General features: G+C 74.9%; 1 protein-coding gene. It reads left to right on the forward strand.

All coding sequences use genetic code 11. The features are described 5' to 3' along the window. The first annotated feature begins 4 nt into the window (after positions 1–4). Positions 5–20,077 carry a non-ribosomal peptide synthase/polyketide synthase gene (locus M8I34_RS19580; protein ID WP_250050723.1) on the forward strand — a complete coding sequence of 6,691 codons (20,073 nt, stop codon included), beginning with the start codon at positions 5–7 and terminating at the stop codon, positions 20,075–20,077. Positions 20,078–20,299: the final 222 nt, after the last annotated feature.

The following is a 20,299-nucleotide window of genomic DNA, read 5'->3' on the forward strand; positions in this document are numbered from 1 at the left end:
CGACATGACGTCTTCGAACGCCAAGAAGGACCGTGCCGCGGCCCTGCCGCAGGAGTTGCAGGAGGCGCTGCGCCGCCGCCTGGCGGGGCAGGCACCGCCGGCCGCCAAGGCCCGGCAGGGCATCCCGCGCGCGGACCGGTCACAGCCCCTGCCGCTCTCCTTCGCCCAGCAGCGCCTGTGGTTCCTCGACCAGCTCCGGCCCGGCGACTCCCGCTACAACAGCGCGGTGGCGCTGCGGCTGACCGGCACCCTGGACCGGGCCGCGCTGTCCCGGGCGCTGGACGCCGCGCCGGCCCGCCACGAGTCGCTGCGGACCACGTTCGACGACGTCGACGGACGTCCCGTGCAGACCGTGCACCCGGCCGCGCCCGTACCGCTGCCGGTACACGACCTGAGGGCAGGACAGGGCCCCGCACCCGACGCGGGGGAGGGGGCCGGAACCGGCACGGGCGCGCTGGACGACCTGCTGCTGGCGGAGTACTCCCGCCCGTTCGACCTGCGCACCGGTCCGCTGCTGCGGGCCCTGCTGGTACGCGTGGCCGACGACGAGCACATCCTGCTGCTCACCGCGCACCACATCGTCACCGACGGCTGGTCCATGGGCGTGCTGCTGGACGAACTGTGCACGCACTACGACGCCCTGGCCCACGGGGAGACGCCCGCGCCCGCCCCGGCGGCCACGCAGTACCCGGACTTCGCCGTATGGCAGCGCGAACGGCTGTCCGGCGCCCTGCTGGAGGAGCAGCTCTCCTACTGGACCAAGCAGCTGGACGGGACCGTGCCGCCGGCGCTGCCGCTCGACCGCCCCCGCGGCGGCGAGGAGGCCGGCGACGGCGCGGTCCACGAGTTCCGCGTCCCGGCGGCCACGGCGGTCCGGCTGCGGGAGGTGGCGGCACAGCAGCACACCACCCTGTTCGCCGCGCTGATCGCCGCCTGCCAGGCACTGTTCGCCCGCTGGTCGGGACAGGACGACATCGCCGTCGGGTCGCTGACCCCCGGGCGCGGACGCACCGAACTGGAGCGCGCGGTCGGCCTCTTCGTCAACACCGTCGTGCTGCGCGCTCCCGTCGACACCGCACGCTCCTACCGCGAGCTGCTGGACGTCTCCGCCACCGCCGTCCTCGATGCCTTCGCCCACGACGACACCCCCTTCGAGCGGATCGTGGAAGCCGTGCGGACGGTACGGGAAGCGGGGCGCAACCCGCTCTTCGACGTCATGGTCCTGCTCCACCCCGCCCCGCCCGCGGCCCCCGCCCTGCGGGGCATGACGGCCGGCACCGTCACCGTGCCCCGCCGCGCGGCCACCTTCGACCTGAGCGTCGAGTTCGTCCCGGACGGGGACGGGCTGACCGGGCTGCTGGAGTACCGCACCGACCTCTTCGACGCCTCGACCGCCGCGCGGATGGCCGAACAACTGGTCCTCCTGCTCGGGGGCGTGGCGGCCGAACCGGACCGGCCGCTGGGCGAACTGTCCCTGCTGTCGGAGCGCGAGCGGCGGCGGCTGACCACCGAGTGGAACGACACCGCACTGCCGGTCGCGCCCACCACCTACCCCGCCGCCTTCGAGGCGCAGACGGCCCGCACCCCGCACGCGACGGCACTGGTGGCCGGGGACACCACGCTGGACTACGCCGCGCTCAACGCCCGTGCCAACCGGCTCGCCCACCACCTCATCGACCGGGGCGCGGGCCCCGAGGGGCTCGTCGCGCTGCGGCTGCCGCGCACCGCCGACATGATCGTGGCGATCCTCGCCGTCCTCAAAACCGGCGCCGCCTACCTGCCGGTCGACCCCGAACTGCCCGAGGAGCGGCTGCGGTTCCTGCTCGACGACGCCCGTCCCGCGCTGCTGCTCGACGAGGCGGACCTGCGCGCGGTTCCCGCCTCGGCCCCCGCGAGCGACCCCACCGACACCGACCGCCGCGCGCCGCTGCACCCCGGCAACACCGCCTACGTCATCTACACCTCCGGGTCGACCGGCCGCCCCAAGGGCGTGTCCGTGGAGCACCGGTCGCTGATGAACCTGCTGGCCGGGCACCGGCACGGCTTCGTCGCCGAGGCGGGCGGCAGCCCGCTGCGGGTGGCCCTGACCGCGTCGTTCTCCTTCGACACCTCGCTGGAGGGCGTGCTGCTGATGGCCGACGGCCACCCGCTGCACCTGGTCGACGAGGCGACCCGGCTCGATCCGGCCGCGCTGGTCGAGTACGTCGTCGAGCACCGCGTCGACTTCCTCGACCTGACCCCCTCCTACCTGCGTCAGCTCCTCCCCGCCGGGCTGCTCACCGACCCCCGCCACCACCCCCGGCTGCTGATGCTGGGCGGCGAGGCCGTCGGCCCCGCGCTGTGGCGGGACCTCGCCGCTCTGCCCGACGTCGCCGCGTACAACTTCTACGGACCCACCGAGTGCACGGTCGACGCGCTGGCCTGCCGCATCGACGGCACCGGGCGGCCCGTGGTGGGACGGCCGCTGGCCAATGTGCGCGCCCACGTCCTCGACCACCGGCTCCAGCCGGTGCCGCCCGGTGTCGGCGGTGAGCTGTACCTGGCCGGCGACCAGGTCGCCCGCGGCTATCTGCACCGCCCCGGCCTGAGCGCCGCGCGGTTCGTGGCGGACCCGTTCGGGCCGCCCGGCAGCCGGATGTACCGCACCGGCGACCTGGCCCGCTGGACCACCGACGGACGGCTCGACTACCTCGGCCGCGCCGACGACCAGGTCAAGATCCGCGGCCACCGCATCGAGCCCGGCGAGGTCGAGGCGGCGCTCACGGCCCTGCCGGCCGTCACCGAGGCCGCCGTCGTCGCCGTCGCCGACGAGCGCGGCCACGCCCGGCTCGCCGCCTACCTGGTGCCCGCCGCCGGGACCGGGCGCCCCGCCGCCTCCGAGCTGCGGGCGGCCCTTCAGCGCACCCTGCCCGGCCATATGGTGCCCGCGGCCTTCGTCGTCCTGGACGCCCTGCCGCTGACCACCAGCGGCAAGCTGGACCGCCGCGCGCTGCCCGCCCCCGACCTCGAAGCGGCCCCGCGCGAGCGGGAGTTCGTGGCGCCGCGTACCCCCGCCGAACGAGAACTGGCCGGGATCTGGTCCACGGTGCTCGGCATCGCGCGGGTGGGGGTCACCGACAACTTCTTCGAGCTCGGCGGCGACTCGATCCTCAGCATCCAGGCGGTCTCCCGGGCCCGCGCCGCCGGACTGCGCCTGACCTCCCGGGACGTCTTCCTGCACCAGACCGTCGCCGAGCTGGCCGCCGCCGTGGAGCTGCGCACCGCCCCGGCGCCCGCGGCGCAGCGGCCGGACGACACAGGACCGGCCCCGCTCACCCCCATCCAGGAGTGGTTCTTCGCCACCCACGGACCGCTGCGGCACTTCAGCATGTCGATGCTGCTCGACCTGCCGCACGACCTCGACCCGGACGCCCTGGAACGGGCCCTGCACGCCGTGGCCGCCCACCATCCCGCGCTGCGCACCCGGTTCGTCCGTACCGGCGACACCTGGCACCAGCAGCCCGTCGACGCCGTGGCGCCCGGCCTGCTGGCCCGGCACGACGTGTCCCGGACCACCGGCGCCGCCCGGGACGCCGCGCTCACCGCGGCGGCCGACGCCGCCCGCGCGGACCTCGATCCCGCCACCGGCACCCTGCTGCGCGCCGCCCTGCTCCTGCCGGAGCCGGACGCGCGGGCACAGCTCTTCCTGACCGCCCATCACCTGGCCGTCGACAGCGTCTCCTGGCGCATCCTGCTCGCCGACCTGGAGACCGCCTACCGTCTGGCCGCCGCCGACGAGCCGGTCCAACTGGAGCCCACTACCACGGCGTTCACCACCTGGGCGGCCCACCTGGCCCGGCACGTCCAGGGCGGCGGACTCGACGACGACCTGGCGTACTGGAGAGCCCAGGGGGAGACGGCGCGCACCCCGCTGCCGGTGGACCACCCCGGCACCGCGCTCGCCGGCTCGGTCCGTACCGTACGCACCCACCTCGACCGCGACACCACCGAGGCCCTGCTGCGCCGGGTGCCCGGCGTGTACCGGACCCAGGTCAACGACGTCCTGCTCAGCGCACTGGGCCGGGTGCTCGCCGACTGGGCGGGCACGGACCGGGTGACGGTGGCCCTGGAAGGGCACGGCCGGGAGGAGATCGACGGTCACGACAGCAACGACGGTCACGACGGCGATGCTGCTGCCGCTGCCGATGACACCGTCGACCTGTCCCGGACCGTCGGCTGGTTCACCACCCAGTACCCCGTGACCCTCACCCTGGACGGCCCGTCGCGGGAACCGGACTGGGGCGCCACGCTCAAGACGGTGAAGGAACAGCTGCGGGCCGTCCCCCGCCGTGGCCTCGGCTACGAGGCGCTGGCCCGCCTGGGCTCGCCCGACCCGGCCGCCCGTGCGCTGCGCGAACTGCCGCTGCCCCAGGTCTGCTTCAACTACCACGGCCAGTGGGAGAGCGCGCGGGGCCGGGACTTCGCGCCCGCCGGTGAGGTCCCCGGCCGGGACATGGCCGCCGGTGAAGCGCTCGACCACCTGCTGGACGTCTCGGCCGTGGTGGCCGACGGCGTGCTGGAGCTCACCTGGCACTACAGCGACCAGGTGCACGACGAGAGCACGGTACGGGAACTGGCGGACGGCACCGCCCGTGCGCTGGCCGCGATCGCCGCCCACTGCGAGCGGCCGGACGCCGGCGGCCGCACCCCCTCCGACTTCCCGCTCGCCCGGCTCGACCAGGCCGGGGTGGACCGCCTGGCCGGGGACGGGCGGGCCGTCGAGGACATCCTCCCGCTGACCCCGCTCCAGGAAGGCATGCTCTTCCACCGCCTGATGGGCGGGGCGGACGACGTCTACCTCGACCAGGCCACCCTGCTGCTCGACGGCGTCGCCGACCCGCGCGCGTTCGCCCGCGCCTGGCAGCGGGTCGTCGACCGGACGCCGGTGCTGCGCACCTCGGTCGTCTGGGAGAACGTGCCCGTACCGCTCCAGATCGTGCACCGCCGGGTGACGGTGCCCACCGTCCATCTGGACTGGCGGGACCTCGACGACGAGCGGCGGACGGCCGAACTCGCCCGGATCCAGGCCGAGGACCTGGCCCTGGGACTGGACCTCGGCACCTCGCCCCTCATGCGGCTCACCCTGATCCGGCTGCCCGACGGGAAGCTGCATCTGCTGTGGACCTCGCACCATCTGATCCTGGACGGCTGGAGCCTGGCGCAGGTCCTGACCGAGGTGTGCGAGGAGTACGCCGCACTCGTCGCGGACCGCGCGCCGACGCCGCCCGTACGCCGCCCGTTCGGCGACTATGTGCGCTGGCTGTCCGGCCGGGACGGCCGCGCCGCCGAGGAACACTGGCGCACCGTCCTCGCGGACTTCGCCACACCGACGCCGCTGCCCTGCGACCGCCCGCCCCGTGAGGCCCACCGGGCCCGCTCCGCCGCGGTGCGGACCGCGGGACTGCCCGTCGAGCTGTCCCGGGAGCTGCTGCACACCGCCCGGCGCAGCGGACTCACCCTCAACACGGTCGTACAGGGCGCCTGGGCGCTGCTGCTGGCGCGCTACAGCGGAGACCCGGACGTGGTGTTCGGCACCACCGTCTCCGGCCGCCCGGACGCCCTGCACGGCGTCGAATCGATGGTGGGGATGTTCATCAACACCCTGCCCACCCGGGTACGGGTCGACGGGCACCGCACGGCCGCCGACTGGCTGCGGGACCTCCAGGACGCCCAGTCCGAATCCCGGCGCTTCGAGGCCGTCTCGCTGGCGCAGCTGGCCGCGCTCAGCGACGTACCGGCGGGCACCGCGCTGTTCGACAGCATGGTCGCCTTCGAGAACTATCCGTTCGACGACGCCCGCACCTCCGGTGCCGGGGTCCGCATCCTGGACGTCGCCTCGCGGGACGCGACCAACTTCCCGCTGGTCCTGCGCGCCCACCACAGCGATCGCCTCGGCTTCGACCTCGCCTACGACCCGGACCTCTTCGACGCCGCCACCGCCGACGCGCTCGCCGACCGGCTCTGCCTGCTGCTCGCGGAGATCGCCGCAGGACCGGACCGGCCGCTGCGCGAACTGGCGTGGACGACCGCCGAGGAGCGCCGGCGGATGCTGGTGGACTGGAACGGCAGCGAGCACGGGCGGCCCGAGCCGACCCTGATCGACCTGTTCGAGGACCGGGCGGCCCGTACGCCCGACGCCACCGCTGTCACCTGCGCGGGCGCCTCGCTGTCGTACGCCGAACTCGACGCGCGGGCGGGCCGGCTGGCCCACCGGCTGGCCGAGAACGGAGCCGGCCCCGAGCGCTTCGTGGCGCTCGCCCTGCCCCGCTCCCCGGACATGATCGTGGCGATCGTGGCGGTGCTGAAGACCGGCGCCGCCTACCTGCCCGTCGACCCGGAACTGCCCGGCGGCCGCATCGCCCACCTGCTCACCGACGCCGCGCCGGCCCTGCTGGTGACCACCGGTGCCGTTGCCGGACGTCTCGGGGCCGCCGCCTGCCCCCGGCTGCTCCTGGACGACCCCGAGGTCCGCGCCGACCTGGCCCGGCGCCCCGCCACCGGCCCGGCCCCGGCCCGCCGCCCGCTGCCGGAGCACCCCGCCTACGTCATCTACACCTCGGGCTCCACCGGTCTGCCCAAGGGCGTGGTCGTCCCGCACGCCAACGTGGTGCGGCTGTTCACCCGCACCCACGACTGGTTCGCCTTCGACGAGCACGACGTGTGGACGCTGTTCCACTCCTACGCCTTCGACTTCTCCGTCTGGGAGATCTGGGGCGCGCTGCTGCACGGCGGCCGGCTCGTCGTCGTCCCGCACGACGTCACCCGTTCCCCCGAGGAGTTCCTGCGCCTGCTGGCGGACGAGCGGGTCACCGTGCTCAACCAGACGCCCTCGGCGTTCTACCCCCTGATGCGCGCGGACGCCGAACACCCGGAGCTCGGGGCGCGGCTGGCCCTGCGGCGGGTGGTCTTCGGCGGCGAGGCGCTGGACCCGGCGCGGCTCACCGACTGGTACGAGCGGCACCCGGACACCGCGCCCGTCCTGGTCAACATGTACGGGATCACCGAGACCACCGTGCATGTCTCCTACGCGCCCCTGGACCGCGCCACCGTGACGGGGGCCACCGCCAGCGCGATCGGCCGCGGCATTCCCGACCTGCGCGTCCGTGTCCTCGACGCCGGACTCGACCCGGTGCCGCCGGGCGCCGTGGGCGAGATGTACGTGGCCGGGGAGGGCCTGGCCCGCGGCTATCTGAACCGTCCCGGCCTGACCGCCGCGCGGTTCGTGGCGGACCCGTTCGGGCCGCCCGGCACCCGCATGTACCGCACCGGCGACCGGGCCCGGTGGCGGCCCGACGGGACCCTGGAGTACCTCGGCCGCGCCGACCAGCAGGTCAAGATCCGCGGGTTCCGGATCGAACCCGGCGAGATCGAGGCCGCCCTGACCGCCCACCCGGACATCGCCGAGGCCGTGGTCGGGGTCCGCGAGGACACTCCCGGGGTACGGCGGCTGGTCGCCCACGTCGTGGCCGCCGGACAGGGCTCCCCGCCGTCCGCCGCCGCGCTGCGCGCCCACCTGGAACACACCCTGCCCGCGCACATGGTGCCCGCCGCCTATGTCCCCCTGGACGCGCTGCCGCTGACCGTCAACGGCAAGCTCGACCACCGGGCCCTGCCCGCCCCCGGTCCGGACGGCTTCGCCGCCGGCGAGGACCGCACCGCACCGCGCACCGACGCGGAGCGCCTCGTCGCCCGGGTGTGGGCCGAGGTCCTGGACACCGGGAACATGGGCGTGGAGGACAGCTTCTTCGCGCTGGGCGGCGACTCGATCCTCGCCATCCGCGTCACCTCCCGGCTCCGCGCCGCCCTCGGCGCCGAGCTCTCTCCCCGTCTGCTGTTCACCCACCCCACCGTCGCCGCGCTGGCCGCCGCCCTGCCGGACCCGGCCGCGGCGCACCGGGCACCGGACGACACGATCCCGGCCGCCGACCGCGCCGCCGCACTGCCGCTGTCGTTCGCCCAGCAGCGTCTGTGGTTCCTGGACAGCTTCGAGCCGGACAGCACCGAGTATCTGACCTTCTTCGTGCTGCGCCTGCGCGGTCCGCTCGACGAAGCGGCCCTGCGCACCGCCCTGGACGCCCTGGTGGCCCGCCACGAACCGCTGCGCACCACCTTCGCCGAGCAGGACGGCCACGCCCGCCAGCAGGTCCACGCCCCCCGTCCGGTGGACCTGCCGCGGCACGACCTGTCGGACACGCCGCCGGACGACCGCCCCCGCGCGCTCGACGCGCTGCTGGCACGCGAGGGTGCCACCCCCTTCGACCTGGGCAACGGGCCGCTGCTGCGGACCCGGCTGGTCCACCTCGCCGCCGACGAGCACGTCCTGACCCTGGCCCTGCACCACATCGTCACCGACGGCTGGTCCACCGCGGTGCTCGGCCGGGACCTGGGCGAGCTGTACGCGGCCGCCCTGCACGACCGCCGCCCCGACCTGCCCCCGCTGCCGCTCCAGTACGCCGACTACGCGGCCTGGCAGCGCACCCGCGCGGCCGAGGCCGACGCCGGGCAACTCGCCTACTGGCAGGAGAAGTTGTCCGAGGCCGCCCCGCTGGAGCTGCCGACCGACCGCCCGCGGCCCGCCGTGCGGACCAAGAACGGCGCGCTGTTGGAGTTCTCGCTGCCCGCCACGCTGACCGACCGGCTGCGGGAGACCGGCCGCGGCGCCGACGCCACCCTCTACATGACGCTGCTCGCGGCCTGCAAGGTGCTGCTCGCCCGCTGGGCCGGCCAGGAGGACGTCGCGGTCGGCACCGTCGCGTCCGGACGCGAGCGTCCCGAACTGGAGCACCTGGTCGGGATGTTCGTGAACACCCTCGTGCTGCGCAGCCGGGTGCCCGACGACCTGCCGTTCACCGCGCTGCTGTCCGAGGTGCGCACCACCGTGCTGGACGCCTTCGCCCACCAGGACGTGCCCTTCGAGCGGCTCGTCGATGTGCTCCAGCCGGAGCGCGACACCAGCCGCACCCCCCTGTTCCAGGTCATGGTGGCCCTGCACAACCTGGGCGGCGAGGCACCGGACCTGCCGGGCCTCGACGTCGAAACGCTCCAGCCCCCGGGCCGGCACGCCGCCTTCGACCTCGGCTTCGACTTCGTGGAGCGCGACGGCGGGCTCACCTGCTTCGTCGAGTACAACACCGACCTCTTCGACACGGCCACCGTCGAGCGGGCGACCGAACGGCTGCGCCTGCTGCTGGAAGCGGTCGCGGACGACCCCGGGCGGACGGTGGGCGAACTGCCGCTGCTGTCCGGCACGGAGCGGCGGCAGGTGCTGGAGGAGTGGCAGGGCGACACCCTGCCCGTACCGGACGTCACGTTCGTGGACCTCTTCGAGGACCGGGCGGCCCGCACCCCGCACGCCACGGCCCTGGTGGCGCGGGACGCCACACTGGACTTCGCCGCGCTGAACGAGCGCGCCAACCGGCTGGCCCACCACCTCATCTCGCTCGGCGTCGGCCCGGAGCGCGTGGTCGCCGTCCAGCTGCCGCGCACCTCGGACATGCTGGTGGCGCTCCTCGCCGTCCTCAAGGCGGGCGGCACCCAGCTGTCCGTCGACCCGGAACTGCCCGCGGAACGCGTCGCGTTCCTCCTCGCGGACGCCGCACCGCAGACCCTCCTGACGGCCGACGTGCTGCGCGACGCACCCCTGGACCGGCAGCCGGGACACAACCCCACCGACGCCGACCGCACCTCGGCCCTGTGCGGCGCCCACACCGCCTACCTCAACTACACCTCCGGCTCCACCGGCCGCCCCAAGGGCGTCGCCGTCGAACACCGCCAGCTCGTCAACCTCTGCCACGACCACCTGGCGGGGCTCGTCACCCCGCACACCACCGACGGACGGCCGCTGCGGTTCGCGCTGAGCGCCGCCTTCTCCTTCGACACCTCGTGGGAGGGCCCGCTGCTGCTGGCGCTGGGCCAGGAGGTCCACCTCGTCGACGAGGACGTGCGCCTGGACCCGGCCGCGTTCGTCGGGCAGATCGCCGAACGCCGCCTGGACTGCGTCAACGTGACCCCGTCCTTCCTGCACGAGCTGATGGCCGCCGGACTGTTCACCGGTGACCACCACCGGCCCCGGATCGTCCTGGTGGGCGGCGAGGCCGTCGGCTCACCGCTGTGGCGGGAGCTGCGGGAGACCGCGGGCGTCACCGCGTACAACGTCTACGGCCCCACCGAATGCACCGTCGACGCCGTGTACGGCCGCTTCACCGACCACGCCGAGCGTCCCGTCATCGGCCGTCCGGGCCGCAACCTGCGGGCCTATGTGCTCGACGGCGCCCTGCGGCCGGTACCGGTCGGGGTGCCGGGAGAGCTGTACCTCGCCGGCGCCCAGGTCACCCGCGGCTACCTGGGACGGCCCGGCCTCACCGCCGCACGCTTCGTCGCCGACCCGTTCGGCCCGCCCGGCGCCCGGATGTACCGCACCGGCGACCGCGCGCGCCGGGACGGCCAGGGGCTGCTGGAGTACCTGGGGCGCACCGACGAACAGGTCAAGGTCCGGGGCTTCCGCATCGAGCCCGGCGAGATCGAGGCCGCCCTGCTCGGCCACCCAGAGGTCGGCGACGCCGTGGTGGTCGCCCCCGAACACGCGGGCCGCAAACGGCTGGTGGCCTATGTGGTGCCCACCGGCTCGCAGACGCCCCCGGCGGAGGAGCTGCGCGTGCGGCTGCGCCGGACCCTGCCGGACTACATGGTCCCCGCGGTGTTCGTCCCCCTGGAGCGGATTCCGCGTACCAGCAGCGGCAAGACCGACCGGCGCGCCCTTCCCGCACCCCCCGTCCAGCTCGACGCCGGGACGCCGTACGTGGCCCCCCGCACCGAGACCGAGACCGGCCTCGCCGGCATCTGGGCAGAGGTGCTGGGCATCCCCCGGGTGGGCGTCGAGGACAACTTCTTCGCCCTGGGCGGCGACTCGATCCTCAGCATCCAGATCGTCTCCCGGGCCCGCCGGGCCGGGCTCGCCCTCACCTCCAAGGACGTCTTCCGCCACCAGACCGTCGCGGAACTCGCCCTGCGCACCGCCGCCGTGACCCCGCCGCCCGCCGACGGCACCGAGGCCCCGGCCGGACCGGCGCCGCTCACCCCCATCCAGCACTGGTACCTCGACGGCCGACGGCCCGGGGACGCACTGCGCTTCACCATGACCAACCGGCTGGAGCTGGCCCCGGACAGCGACGAGCCGGCCCTGCGGCACGCGGTCGACGCCCTGGTGGCCCAGCACGACGCGCTGCGCACCCGGTGGTGCCGTACCGACGGCGCCTGGCGGCAGGAGGTACTGCCCACCGCCCCCGGGGACGTCTTCGCACGCCATGACCTGACCGGCCTCGACGCCCCCGGGCAGGAGGAGGCCGTGCAGCGCGCGGCCGCCGCCGCGCAGACCTCCCTGGACGTCACCGAGGGCCGGGTCGTGCGGGTCCTGTTCTTCGACTGCGGGCCCGCACGTCCCGCCCAACTCCTGCTCACCGTCCACCACTTGGCGGTGGACGGCGTGTCCTGGCGCATCCTGCTGGGCGACCTGGAGACCGCCTACCGCAACGCCGCCGCCGGGCGGCCGTCCGGCCTGCCCCCGGCGAGCAGCGGCTACGGGCACTGGGCGGCCCGCCTGGAGCGGCACACCCGCTCCGGCGCCTTCGACGGCGACCTGGCGTACTGGACCCGGACCTGCCGGGCTCCGGCCGGCATCCCCGTCGACCGTCCCGGCCCCAACACCCACGGCACCGCCGCCACCGTCACCGTCCGCCTGGGCCGGACCGAGACCGACGCCCTGCTGCGCCAGGTCCCGGACGTCTACCGCACCCAGGTCAACGACGTCCTGCTCAGCGCCCTCGGCCGCACCCTGGCCCGCTGGAGCGGCCGGGACACCGTCCTCATCGGCGTGGAAGGCCACGGTCGCGAGGACCTCTTCGACGACCTGGACCTGTCCCGCACCGTCGGCTGGTTCACCGCCGAATTCCCGCTCGCCCTGTCCGTCGCCCCGGACGAGGACTGGCGCGACACCGTCCGGTCCGTCAAGGAGCAGCTGCGCGCCGTGCCGCTGCGGGGGCTGAGCTACGGCGCGCTGCGCCACCTCGCACCGGACAACCGGCTGCCCGACGCGCCCGCGCCGCGCGTCGGCTTCAACTACCACGGCCAGTGGGACATCGCGTCCGGCGACCGCCCGAGTGACGACGGCCTCTACCGTGCCGCCCTGCCCCCGGCCGGGCAGGACACCGACCCGGACGAGACCCGCACCTACCTGCTCGATGTGACGGGCGTGGTCCAGGACGGCCGGCTCGAACTCGGCTGGACCTACCCGCCCGCCATGTACGACGAGTCCACCGTGCGCCGCCTCGCCGAGGAGACCGTCGCGGCACTGACCGACCTCATCGCGCACTGCGCCCGGCCGGACACCGGCGGCCGTACCCCGTCCGACTTCCCGCTCGCCCGGCTCGACCAGCACCAGGTGGACCTGGTCGCGGGCGACGGACGGGAGGTGGCGGACATCCATCCGCTCACCCCGCTCCAGGCCGGCATGCTCTTCCACGGGCTGGTCGACTCGGCGGGCGCCTACTTCGACCAGATGGCGGTCCGGATCGCCGGGGTCGCCGACCCGCACGCCTTCGCCGCGGCCTGGCAGACGGTCGCCGACCACACCCCGGCGCTGCGCAGCAGCGTCCGCTGGCAGGGCCTGCCCCGGCCCGTGCAGGTCGTGCACCGCCGCGCCGTCCTGCCCGTCGTCCACCACGACTGGCGGACCCTGACACCCGCCGAGCGCGACCGTGCGCAGGAACGGCTGCTCGCCGAGGACCGCGCGGCCGGCATCGACGTGACCACCGCACCGCTGAGCCGGATCGCGGTGGCCGCGCTCCCCGGCGACCAGATCGTGCTGGTGTGGTCCTCGCACCACCTGATGCTCGACGGCTGGAGCACCGGAGCGCTCTTCGCCGACGTGTGCGCGCAGTACGCGGCGACGGTCGAGGGACGCACGGTCAGGCCGCCGGCCCGACGGCCGTTCCGGGACTTCCTCCAGTGGCTGGGGGAGCAGGACGAGGAGGAGGCCGAGCGGCACTGGGCCGGCACCCTCACCGGGTTCACCGCCCGCACCCCGCTGCCCTACGACCGGCCGCCCGTCGAGGCGCACCGCGCCCGGTCGAACGCGCTGGTGCACATGGAGCTCACCCCCGATGTCTCCGCCCGGCTGCGGGAGACGGCCGGGCGGAACGGGCTCACCGTCAACACGGTGGTGCAGGGCGCCTGGGCGCTGCTGCTGGCGCGCTACAGCGGCCGCCAGGACGTGGTGTTCGGCACCACGGTCTCCGGCCGCCCGGCCGAACTGCCGGGCGTGGAGTCCATGGTCGGCATGTTCATCAACACCGTGCCGACGCGAGCCCGGACCGACGTCGACCGGGGCGTCCTGCCCTGGCTGCGCGACCTCCAGGAGCAGCAGAGCGACTCCCGGCGCTTCGACTTCGTCTCGCTCGCCCGCATCCAGGCCCTCAGCGAACTCCCCCCGGGCGAGGCGCTGTTCGACAGCATGGTGGTGTTCGAGAACTATCCCTTCGACGAGGCGGCCGCCGCGGGCGCGGGCATCCGTATCCAGGACGTACGCGCCGAGGACGCCACCAACTTCCCGCTGTGCCTGCGTGCCTACCTCGCCGACCGCCTCGGCTTCGACCTCGCCTACGACGGGGCGCTGTTCGACCGCACGACGGTGGAGCGGGCCGCGGCCCACCTGGAGACCCTGCTGACCGCGGTCGCCGACGGCACCGCCCGCTCCCTGGACGACCTGGGCCTGCTCACCGCCGCCGACCGCGCGGTGCTGCGCCGGTGGAACACCACCGCCCGCCCCGCCCCGGGCGGCTCGCCGGTGGACCTCTTCGCCGCGCAGGCGCACCGCACCCCGGACGCGATCGCCCTCGTCGACGTCGACGGGGATGATGTGACATATCGTCAACTCGCTGATTGGTCGGACCGGGTGGCCCACCGGCTCAGGGCGGACGGCCTGGCCCCCGAGGGCCGGGTGGCGCTGCTCATGGACCGCTCCGCCGCACTCGTGGTGGCGCAGCTGGCGGTGCTCAAGGCGGGCGGCGCGTATGTGCCCGTGGACGGCCGCGCGCCCGAGGAGCGCCGCCGGACCCTGCTCGACCAGGCGGGCGTCACGGCCCGCCTGACCGCCGAGGAGGTGGGGGCCGCGCGGACCGCTGACCCGGCCGGTGCGCCGGCGCTGCCGCCCGCGGACCCGGACCGGCTGGCGTACGTGATGTTCACCTCCGGCTCGACCGGCACACCGAAGGCCGTGGGGGTGCGCCACCGCGACGTGGCGGCGCTCGCCACCGACAGCCGCTTCACCGGACCCGCCTGCGAACGGGTCCTGCTGCACTCGCCGGTGGCCTTCGACGCCGCCACCTTCGAGGTCTGGGCGCCGCTGCTGAACGGCGGGCGCATCGTGGTGGCCCCGCCGGGCGCGGTGGACGCCGCCCTGCTGCGGCGGTCGGCCGCCGGGGGAGAGGTGACGGCGCTGTGGCTGACGGCCGGCCTCTTCCGGCTGCTGGCCCAGGACGCGCCGGACTGCTTCGCCGGGCTGCGCCAGGTATGGACCGGCGGTGATGTGGTCCCCGCCGCCGCCGTACGCCGCGTGCTGGCCGCCTGCCCCGGTCTGACCGTCGTGGACGGCTACGGACCGACCGAGACCACGACCTTCGCGACGTCCTTCGCCATGACCGACGCCGCTGAGGTCCCCGGCACCGTGCCCATCGGCCACCCGCTGGACGATATGCGGGTCCATGTCCTCGACGCACGGATGCGGCCCGTGCCGCCGGGCGTCGCGGGCGAACTCTTCCTGGCGGGAGAGGGGGTGGCCCGCGGCTACCTCGGCCGCCCCGGCGCGACCGCGGACCGGTTCGTCGCGGACCCGTCCGGACCGCCCGGCACCCGGATGTACCGCACCGGGGACCTGGCCCGCCGCCGGCTCGACGGCACGGTGGAGTTCCTCGGCCGCACCGATGACCAGGTCAAGATCCGCGGCTTCCGCGTCGAGCCCGGAGAGGTGGAGGGTGCCCTGGCGGCCCACCCCGGCGTCGCGGACGTGGCCGTGGTGGCCCGTGCGGAACGGTCCGGGACGAAGCGGCTGGTCGCCTATGTGGTGGGGCATGACGGCCTCGACACCGAGGCGCTGCGCACCCACGCCCGGGACACCCTGCCCGACTACCTGGTTCCCACGGCGTTCGTGGCGCTGGCGGCACTGCCCCTGAGCGCCAACGGCAAGGTGGACCGGGCGGCCCTGCCCGCACCCGGTACGGGCGCCGACCGGCCGGAGCCGGTCGCACCGCGCACCGAGGCCGAACGCCGCACGGCGGAGGTCTGGGCCGAGGTGCTCGGCGTGGAACGGGTCGGCGTACAGGACGACTTCTTCGCGCTGGGCGGCGACTCGATCCTCAGCATCCGGCTGACCTCCCGGCTGGCGGAGGCGTTCGGGACCGACCTGACCCCGCGGGCGGTGTTCACCCACCCCACCCCGGCCGCGCTCGCCGCGTTGCTCACGCAGCCGGAGACCGCCCCCGCGGGCCGGGGCGCCATCGTCCCCGCGCCCCGGGGCACCGCGCCGCCGCTGTCCTTCGCACAGCAACGCCTGTGGTTCCTCGACGCGTTCGCGCCCGGCAGCTCCGAATACATCACCCCGCTGGCCCTGCGGCTGCACGGCCGGCTCGACGCCGCCGCGCTCGGCGCCGCCCTGACGGCGCTGGCGGCCCGGCACGAGTCGCTGCGCACCACCTTCGACTCGGAGGACGGCCAGGGCATCCAGGTCATCCACCCGCCCCAGGACGTACCGCTGCCGCTGCACGACCTGTCGGCGCTGCCCGCCGACGACCGCGCGGCGCAGCTGGCACGGCTGCTGTCCGACGACCGCACCCGCCCCTTCGACCTGCGCCAGGGCCCCCTGCTGCGGGCCGGGCTGATCCGGCTGGCGGACGACGACCACGTCCTGACGCTGACCCTCCATCACATCATCACCGACGGCTGGTCGACCGGGGTGCTCACCGGCGACCTGGCCCATCTCTACCGGGCCGCCCTCGGCGCCACCACCACCGAACTGCCGGCGCTGCCCGTGCAGTACGCCGATGTCGCGCACTGGCAGCGCACCGCACACGGTGCGGCCGCCGAGGAGCAACTGCGCTACTGGCAGGAACGCCTGGCCGGAACCGAGCCCCTGGAGCTGCCCACCGACCGGCCGCGCCCGGCCGTACAGACCAGGAGCGGGGCAACCGTCCCGCTCGTCCTCCCGCCGGAGACCGCCCGCAGGCTGGCGGAGTTCGGCCGGGCCCGGCAGACCACCCTGTTCACGACGCTGGTCGCCGCCGCGCAGACCCTCTTCGCCCGGCTGTCCGGACAGCGGGACGTCGCCGTCGGAACCGTCACCTCGGGCCGCGACCGCGCCGAGACCCAGCGCCTGATCGGCTTCTTCGTCAACACGCTGGTGCTGCGCTCGGACGTCGACCCGGACCTGGCCTTCCCGGAATTCCTGGCGCAGGTGCGGGAGACGGTCCTGGACGCCTTCGCGCACCAGGACGTGCCGTTCGAGCAGGTGGTGGACGAGGTCCAGCCCCTCCGCGACACCAGCCGCACCCCGCTCTTCCAGGCCATGGTCGTGCTCCAGAACGCGCCCGGAGCGGCGCTGGACCTGCCCGGTCTCCAGGTGAGCGACATCGAGCCGGACACCCACCACGCCGGCTTCGACGTCACCCTGGAGTTCGCCGAGACCGACTCCGGCGCGCTGCACGGGCTGATCACCTACAACACCGACCTGTTCGACACCGTCACCGCCGAGCGGATGGCCGACCAGCTCACCACACTGCTGACCGGTATCGCCGACGACCCGCACCGCCCCCTCGGCGCACTGCCCCTCGCCCCGGACGACGCACTGCGGCGACTGCTGGCCCACGGGTGCGCCACCCCGGGCGCGGTGCTCCCTGCCACCCTGCCCGAGCTGTTCCAGCGGCAGGCGGCCCGGACGCCCGACGCGGTGGCACTCGTCGACGGCGCACACGAGCGGACCTTCGCGGAGCTGGAGCACGCGGCCAACCGGCTGGCGCACCACCTCATCGGCCGCGGCGTGGGCCCCGAGCGGGTGGTGGCGCTGGCGCTGCCCCGCTCGGCGGAGTCGGTGGTGGCACAGCTGGCCGTGGCCAAGGCCGGCGGCGCCTTCCTGCCCGTGGACCCGGCCTACCCGGCCGAGCGGCGGGACTTCATGGTGCGCGACTCCGCGGCCACCGTGGTCCTCGACGACCCCGCCGGCATCTGGCGTACCGACGGCCCCGACGCGGCGCCCACCGACGCGGACCGCATCGCCCCTCTGACGGACGGGCATCCCGCCTACGTCATCTACACCTCCGGATCGACCGGCACCCCCAAGGCAGTGGTGGTCACCCACACCGGTCTTGCAGGTTTCGCCGCGGAGGCCGCCGCCCGGTACGAGGTACGCCCGGGCGACCGGGTCCTCCAGTTCGCCTCACCCAGCTTCGACGCCTCCGTCCTGGAGCTGTGCATCTCGCTGCTCTCCGGAGCCACGCTGGTCGCGGGCGAGGAGGGACCGCTGCTCGGCGAACGGCTCGCCGAGGTGCTCGCCGAGCGGCGGATCACCCACACCCTGATCCCGCCCGCGGCACTGGCCACCGTGCCGCCCGAGGCGGCCGACGGCCTGCCGCATCTGCGCACCCTGATCGTCGGCGCCGAGGCATGCCCCGCGGACCTGGTGGAGCGCTGGGCCCCCGGCCGCCGCATGATCAATTCCTATGGCCCGACCGAGGCGACGGTGGTGTCCACCTGGACCGGCCCGCTGGCCCCGGGAGCCGGTACCCCGCCCATCGGCCGCCCCCTCGGCGGCACCCGGGCGTACGTCCTGGACGCCGCCCTGCGCCCCGTGCCGGTCGGTGTGACCGGCGAACTGTACGTGGCCGGCGCCGGGCTCGCCCGCGGCTACCTGGCACGCCCGGGTCTGACCGCGGCCCGGTTCGTCGCCGACCCGTTCGGCGCCCCGGGCGAGCGGATGTACCGCACCGGGGACCTGGTGCGATGGGGCGCCGACGGCGATCTGCGCTATGCCGGACGCGCCGACGAACAGGTCAAGGTGCGCGGCTTCCGCATCGAGCCCGGCGAGATCGAGAGCGCGCTGCGGCGCAGCCCCCAGGTGCGGGACGCGGTGGTCGTCGTACGGGCCGCGGCCGGGCAGCGCCCCGCCGGTCCCGGGCGGCTGGTCGCCTACGTCGTCCCGGCCGACGGCACGCCGCAGACACAGCCGCAGCCGCTGCCCGTCCCGGAGCTGCGCGACCATCTGGCCCGCCTCCTGCCGCCGCACATGGTGCCGTCGGTGTTCGTCCCCCTGGCGCGGCTGCCGCTCACCCCGAACGGCAAGACCGACCGGCGCGCCCTGCCCGAGCCCGACCCGTCAGCGGCCTCCACCGGACCGCACATCGCCCCGCGCACCGACACCGAACGCCGGATCGCCCAGATCTGGGCCGACGTCCTCGGCCTCGACACCGTCGGAGCCGACGACAACTTCTTCGACCTCGGCGGCGACTCGATCCTCAGCATGCAGGTGGTGTCCCGGCTGCGCAGGGCCGGACTGCACCTGGCCACCAAGGACCTGTTCACCCATCAGACGGTGGCGGCACTCGCCACCGTCGTCACCACCGGGCCGGACCGGACCGACAGCGGCCCGGTGACCGGCGACCTGCCGCTCACCCCCATCCAGGCATGGTTCTTCGCCACGCCCCGGGCCAACCACCACCACTTCAACCAGTCGGCGCTGCTCGAACTGGACGGCACCCCCGACCCGGCGGCCCTGGAGAAGGCGTTGGCCGCCCTGCTGGAGCACCACGACGCGCTGCGCATGCGGTTCACCGAGGACGGCGGCCACTGGCGCCAGCAGAACCCGCCACCGTCCGCCCCTCATGGTCTCCTCACCCGGCACGACCTGACCGGTCTGCCGCCCGACGAAGCCGACACCGCCATGGAGAAGGCCGCCGACGACCTGCACACCGGCTTCGACATCGGACAGGGTCCGCTGCTCCGGGCGGCGCTGTTCACCGGCGACCCGGACCGCCCCGCCTTCCTCCTCCTGGTGGCCCACCACCTGGTCGTCGACGCGGTGTCCTGGCGCATCCTGCTGGACGACCTGGAGACCGCCTACCAGCAGGCCGTAACGGGAGGGACCAGCACGCTCGGCGAACGGACCACCGCGTTCCGGGACTGGGCCAGGGGCCTGGCGGCCCATGTCGCCGACGGCGGCCTGGACCACGAACTGCCGTACTGGGAGGAGGCCGCGGCCCCCGCGCCGCTGCCCGTCGACCACGACACCGGCACCCCCGCCGGCGCGTCCCGTACGGTCACCGTGACCCTGGACGAGCCGGACACCACGGCGCTGCTGCGTGCGGCCCCCACCGCCTATCGCACCCGCATCAACGACGTCCTGCTGGCCGCGCTGGCCCTGTCCCTGGCGCGTTGGACCGGCCACGACCGGGTCTGCATCGACCTCGAAGGGCACGGCCGCGAGGACGTCCTGGACGGGGTGGACCTCTCCCGCACCGTCGGCTGGTTCACCACCGTCTACCCGGTCGGCCTCCAGGTGACCGATCCCTCCGACCTCACGGCCTCCCGGGACTGGCGGGCCCTGGTCAAGTCGGTACGGCGCCAGCTGCGTGCCGTACCCGGCAACGGCCTCGGCTTCGGCGCCCTGCGTACCCACGGCCCCGCCGAGGTGCGCGAGCGCCTGGACCGCACCGGCCGCGGGCAGATCGTGTTCAACTACCTGGGCCAGTGGGACGCCCGGCCCGGCGGGACCGCCGGCGCCCTGGTACGCGCCGAGCACGGCTCCTTCGGCCAGGACCACGACCCCCGCGACGGCGGCTCCCACCTGCTGGAGGCCGTCGGCGCGGTACAGGAGGGCCGGCTCTCCTTCACCTGGCATTACCGACCCGACGTACACGAGGAGACGACCGTACGGGCGGTGGCCGGCGACTTCGCCGAGGCACTCCGCCGGATCGCCCAGCACGCCCGGGACAGCGCATGAGCCGGCGGGCCGGGGGCCGTGCGGCCGTGCTCGTCGCGGCCACCGCCGTACCGGCGACGCTCGCGTACCTCGCCGCGTCGGTTTACCGAAAAGGCCGTCGCGCACCGGCCGTTGACGGCAGCCTGAACGGGATCACCCGCCCGCCCGGCCCCCTCGGACCGCACTACCGGATCACACGACCCGGCCCCTGCTGCCACCCATCGCCCGACCGCCCGATGAACC

Origin of the sequence: Streptomyces sp. MCA2 (assembly GCF_023544705.1) — a bacterium.
Lineage (GTDB): Bacteria > Actinomycetota > Actinomycetes > Streptomycetales > Streptomycetaceae > Streptomyces > Streptomyces decoyicus.

Coding starts and splice junctions, on each gene's coding strand:
- M8I34_RS19580 (WP_250050723.1), top strand. CDS start 5: ATGACGTCTTCGAACGCCAAGAAGGACCGTGCCGCGGCCCTGCCGCAG.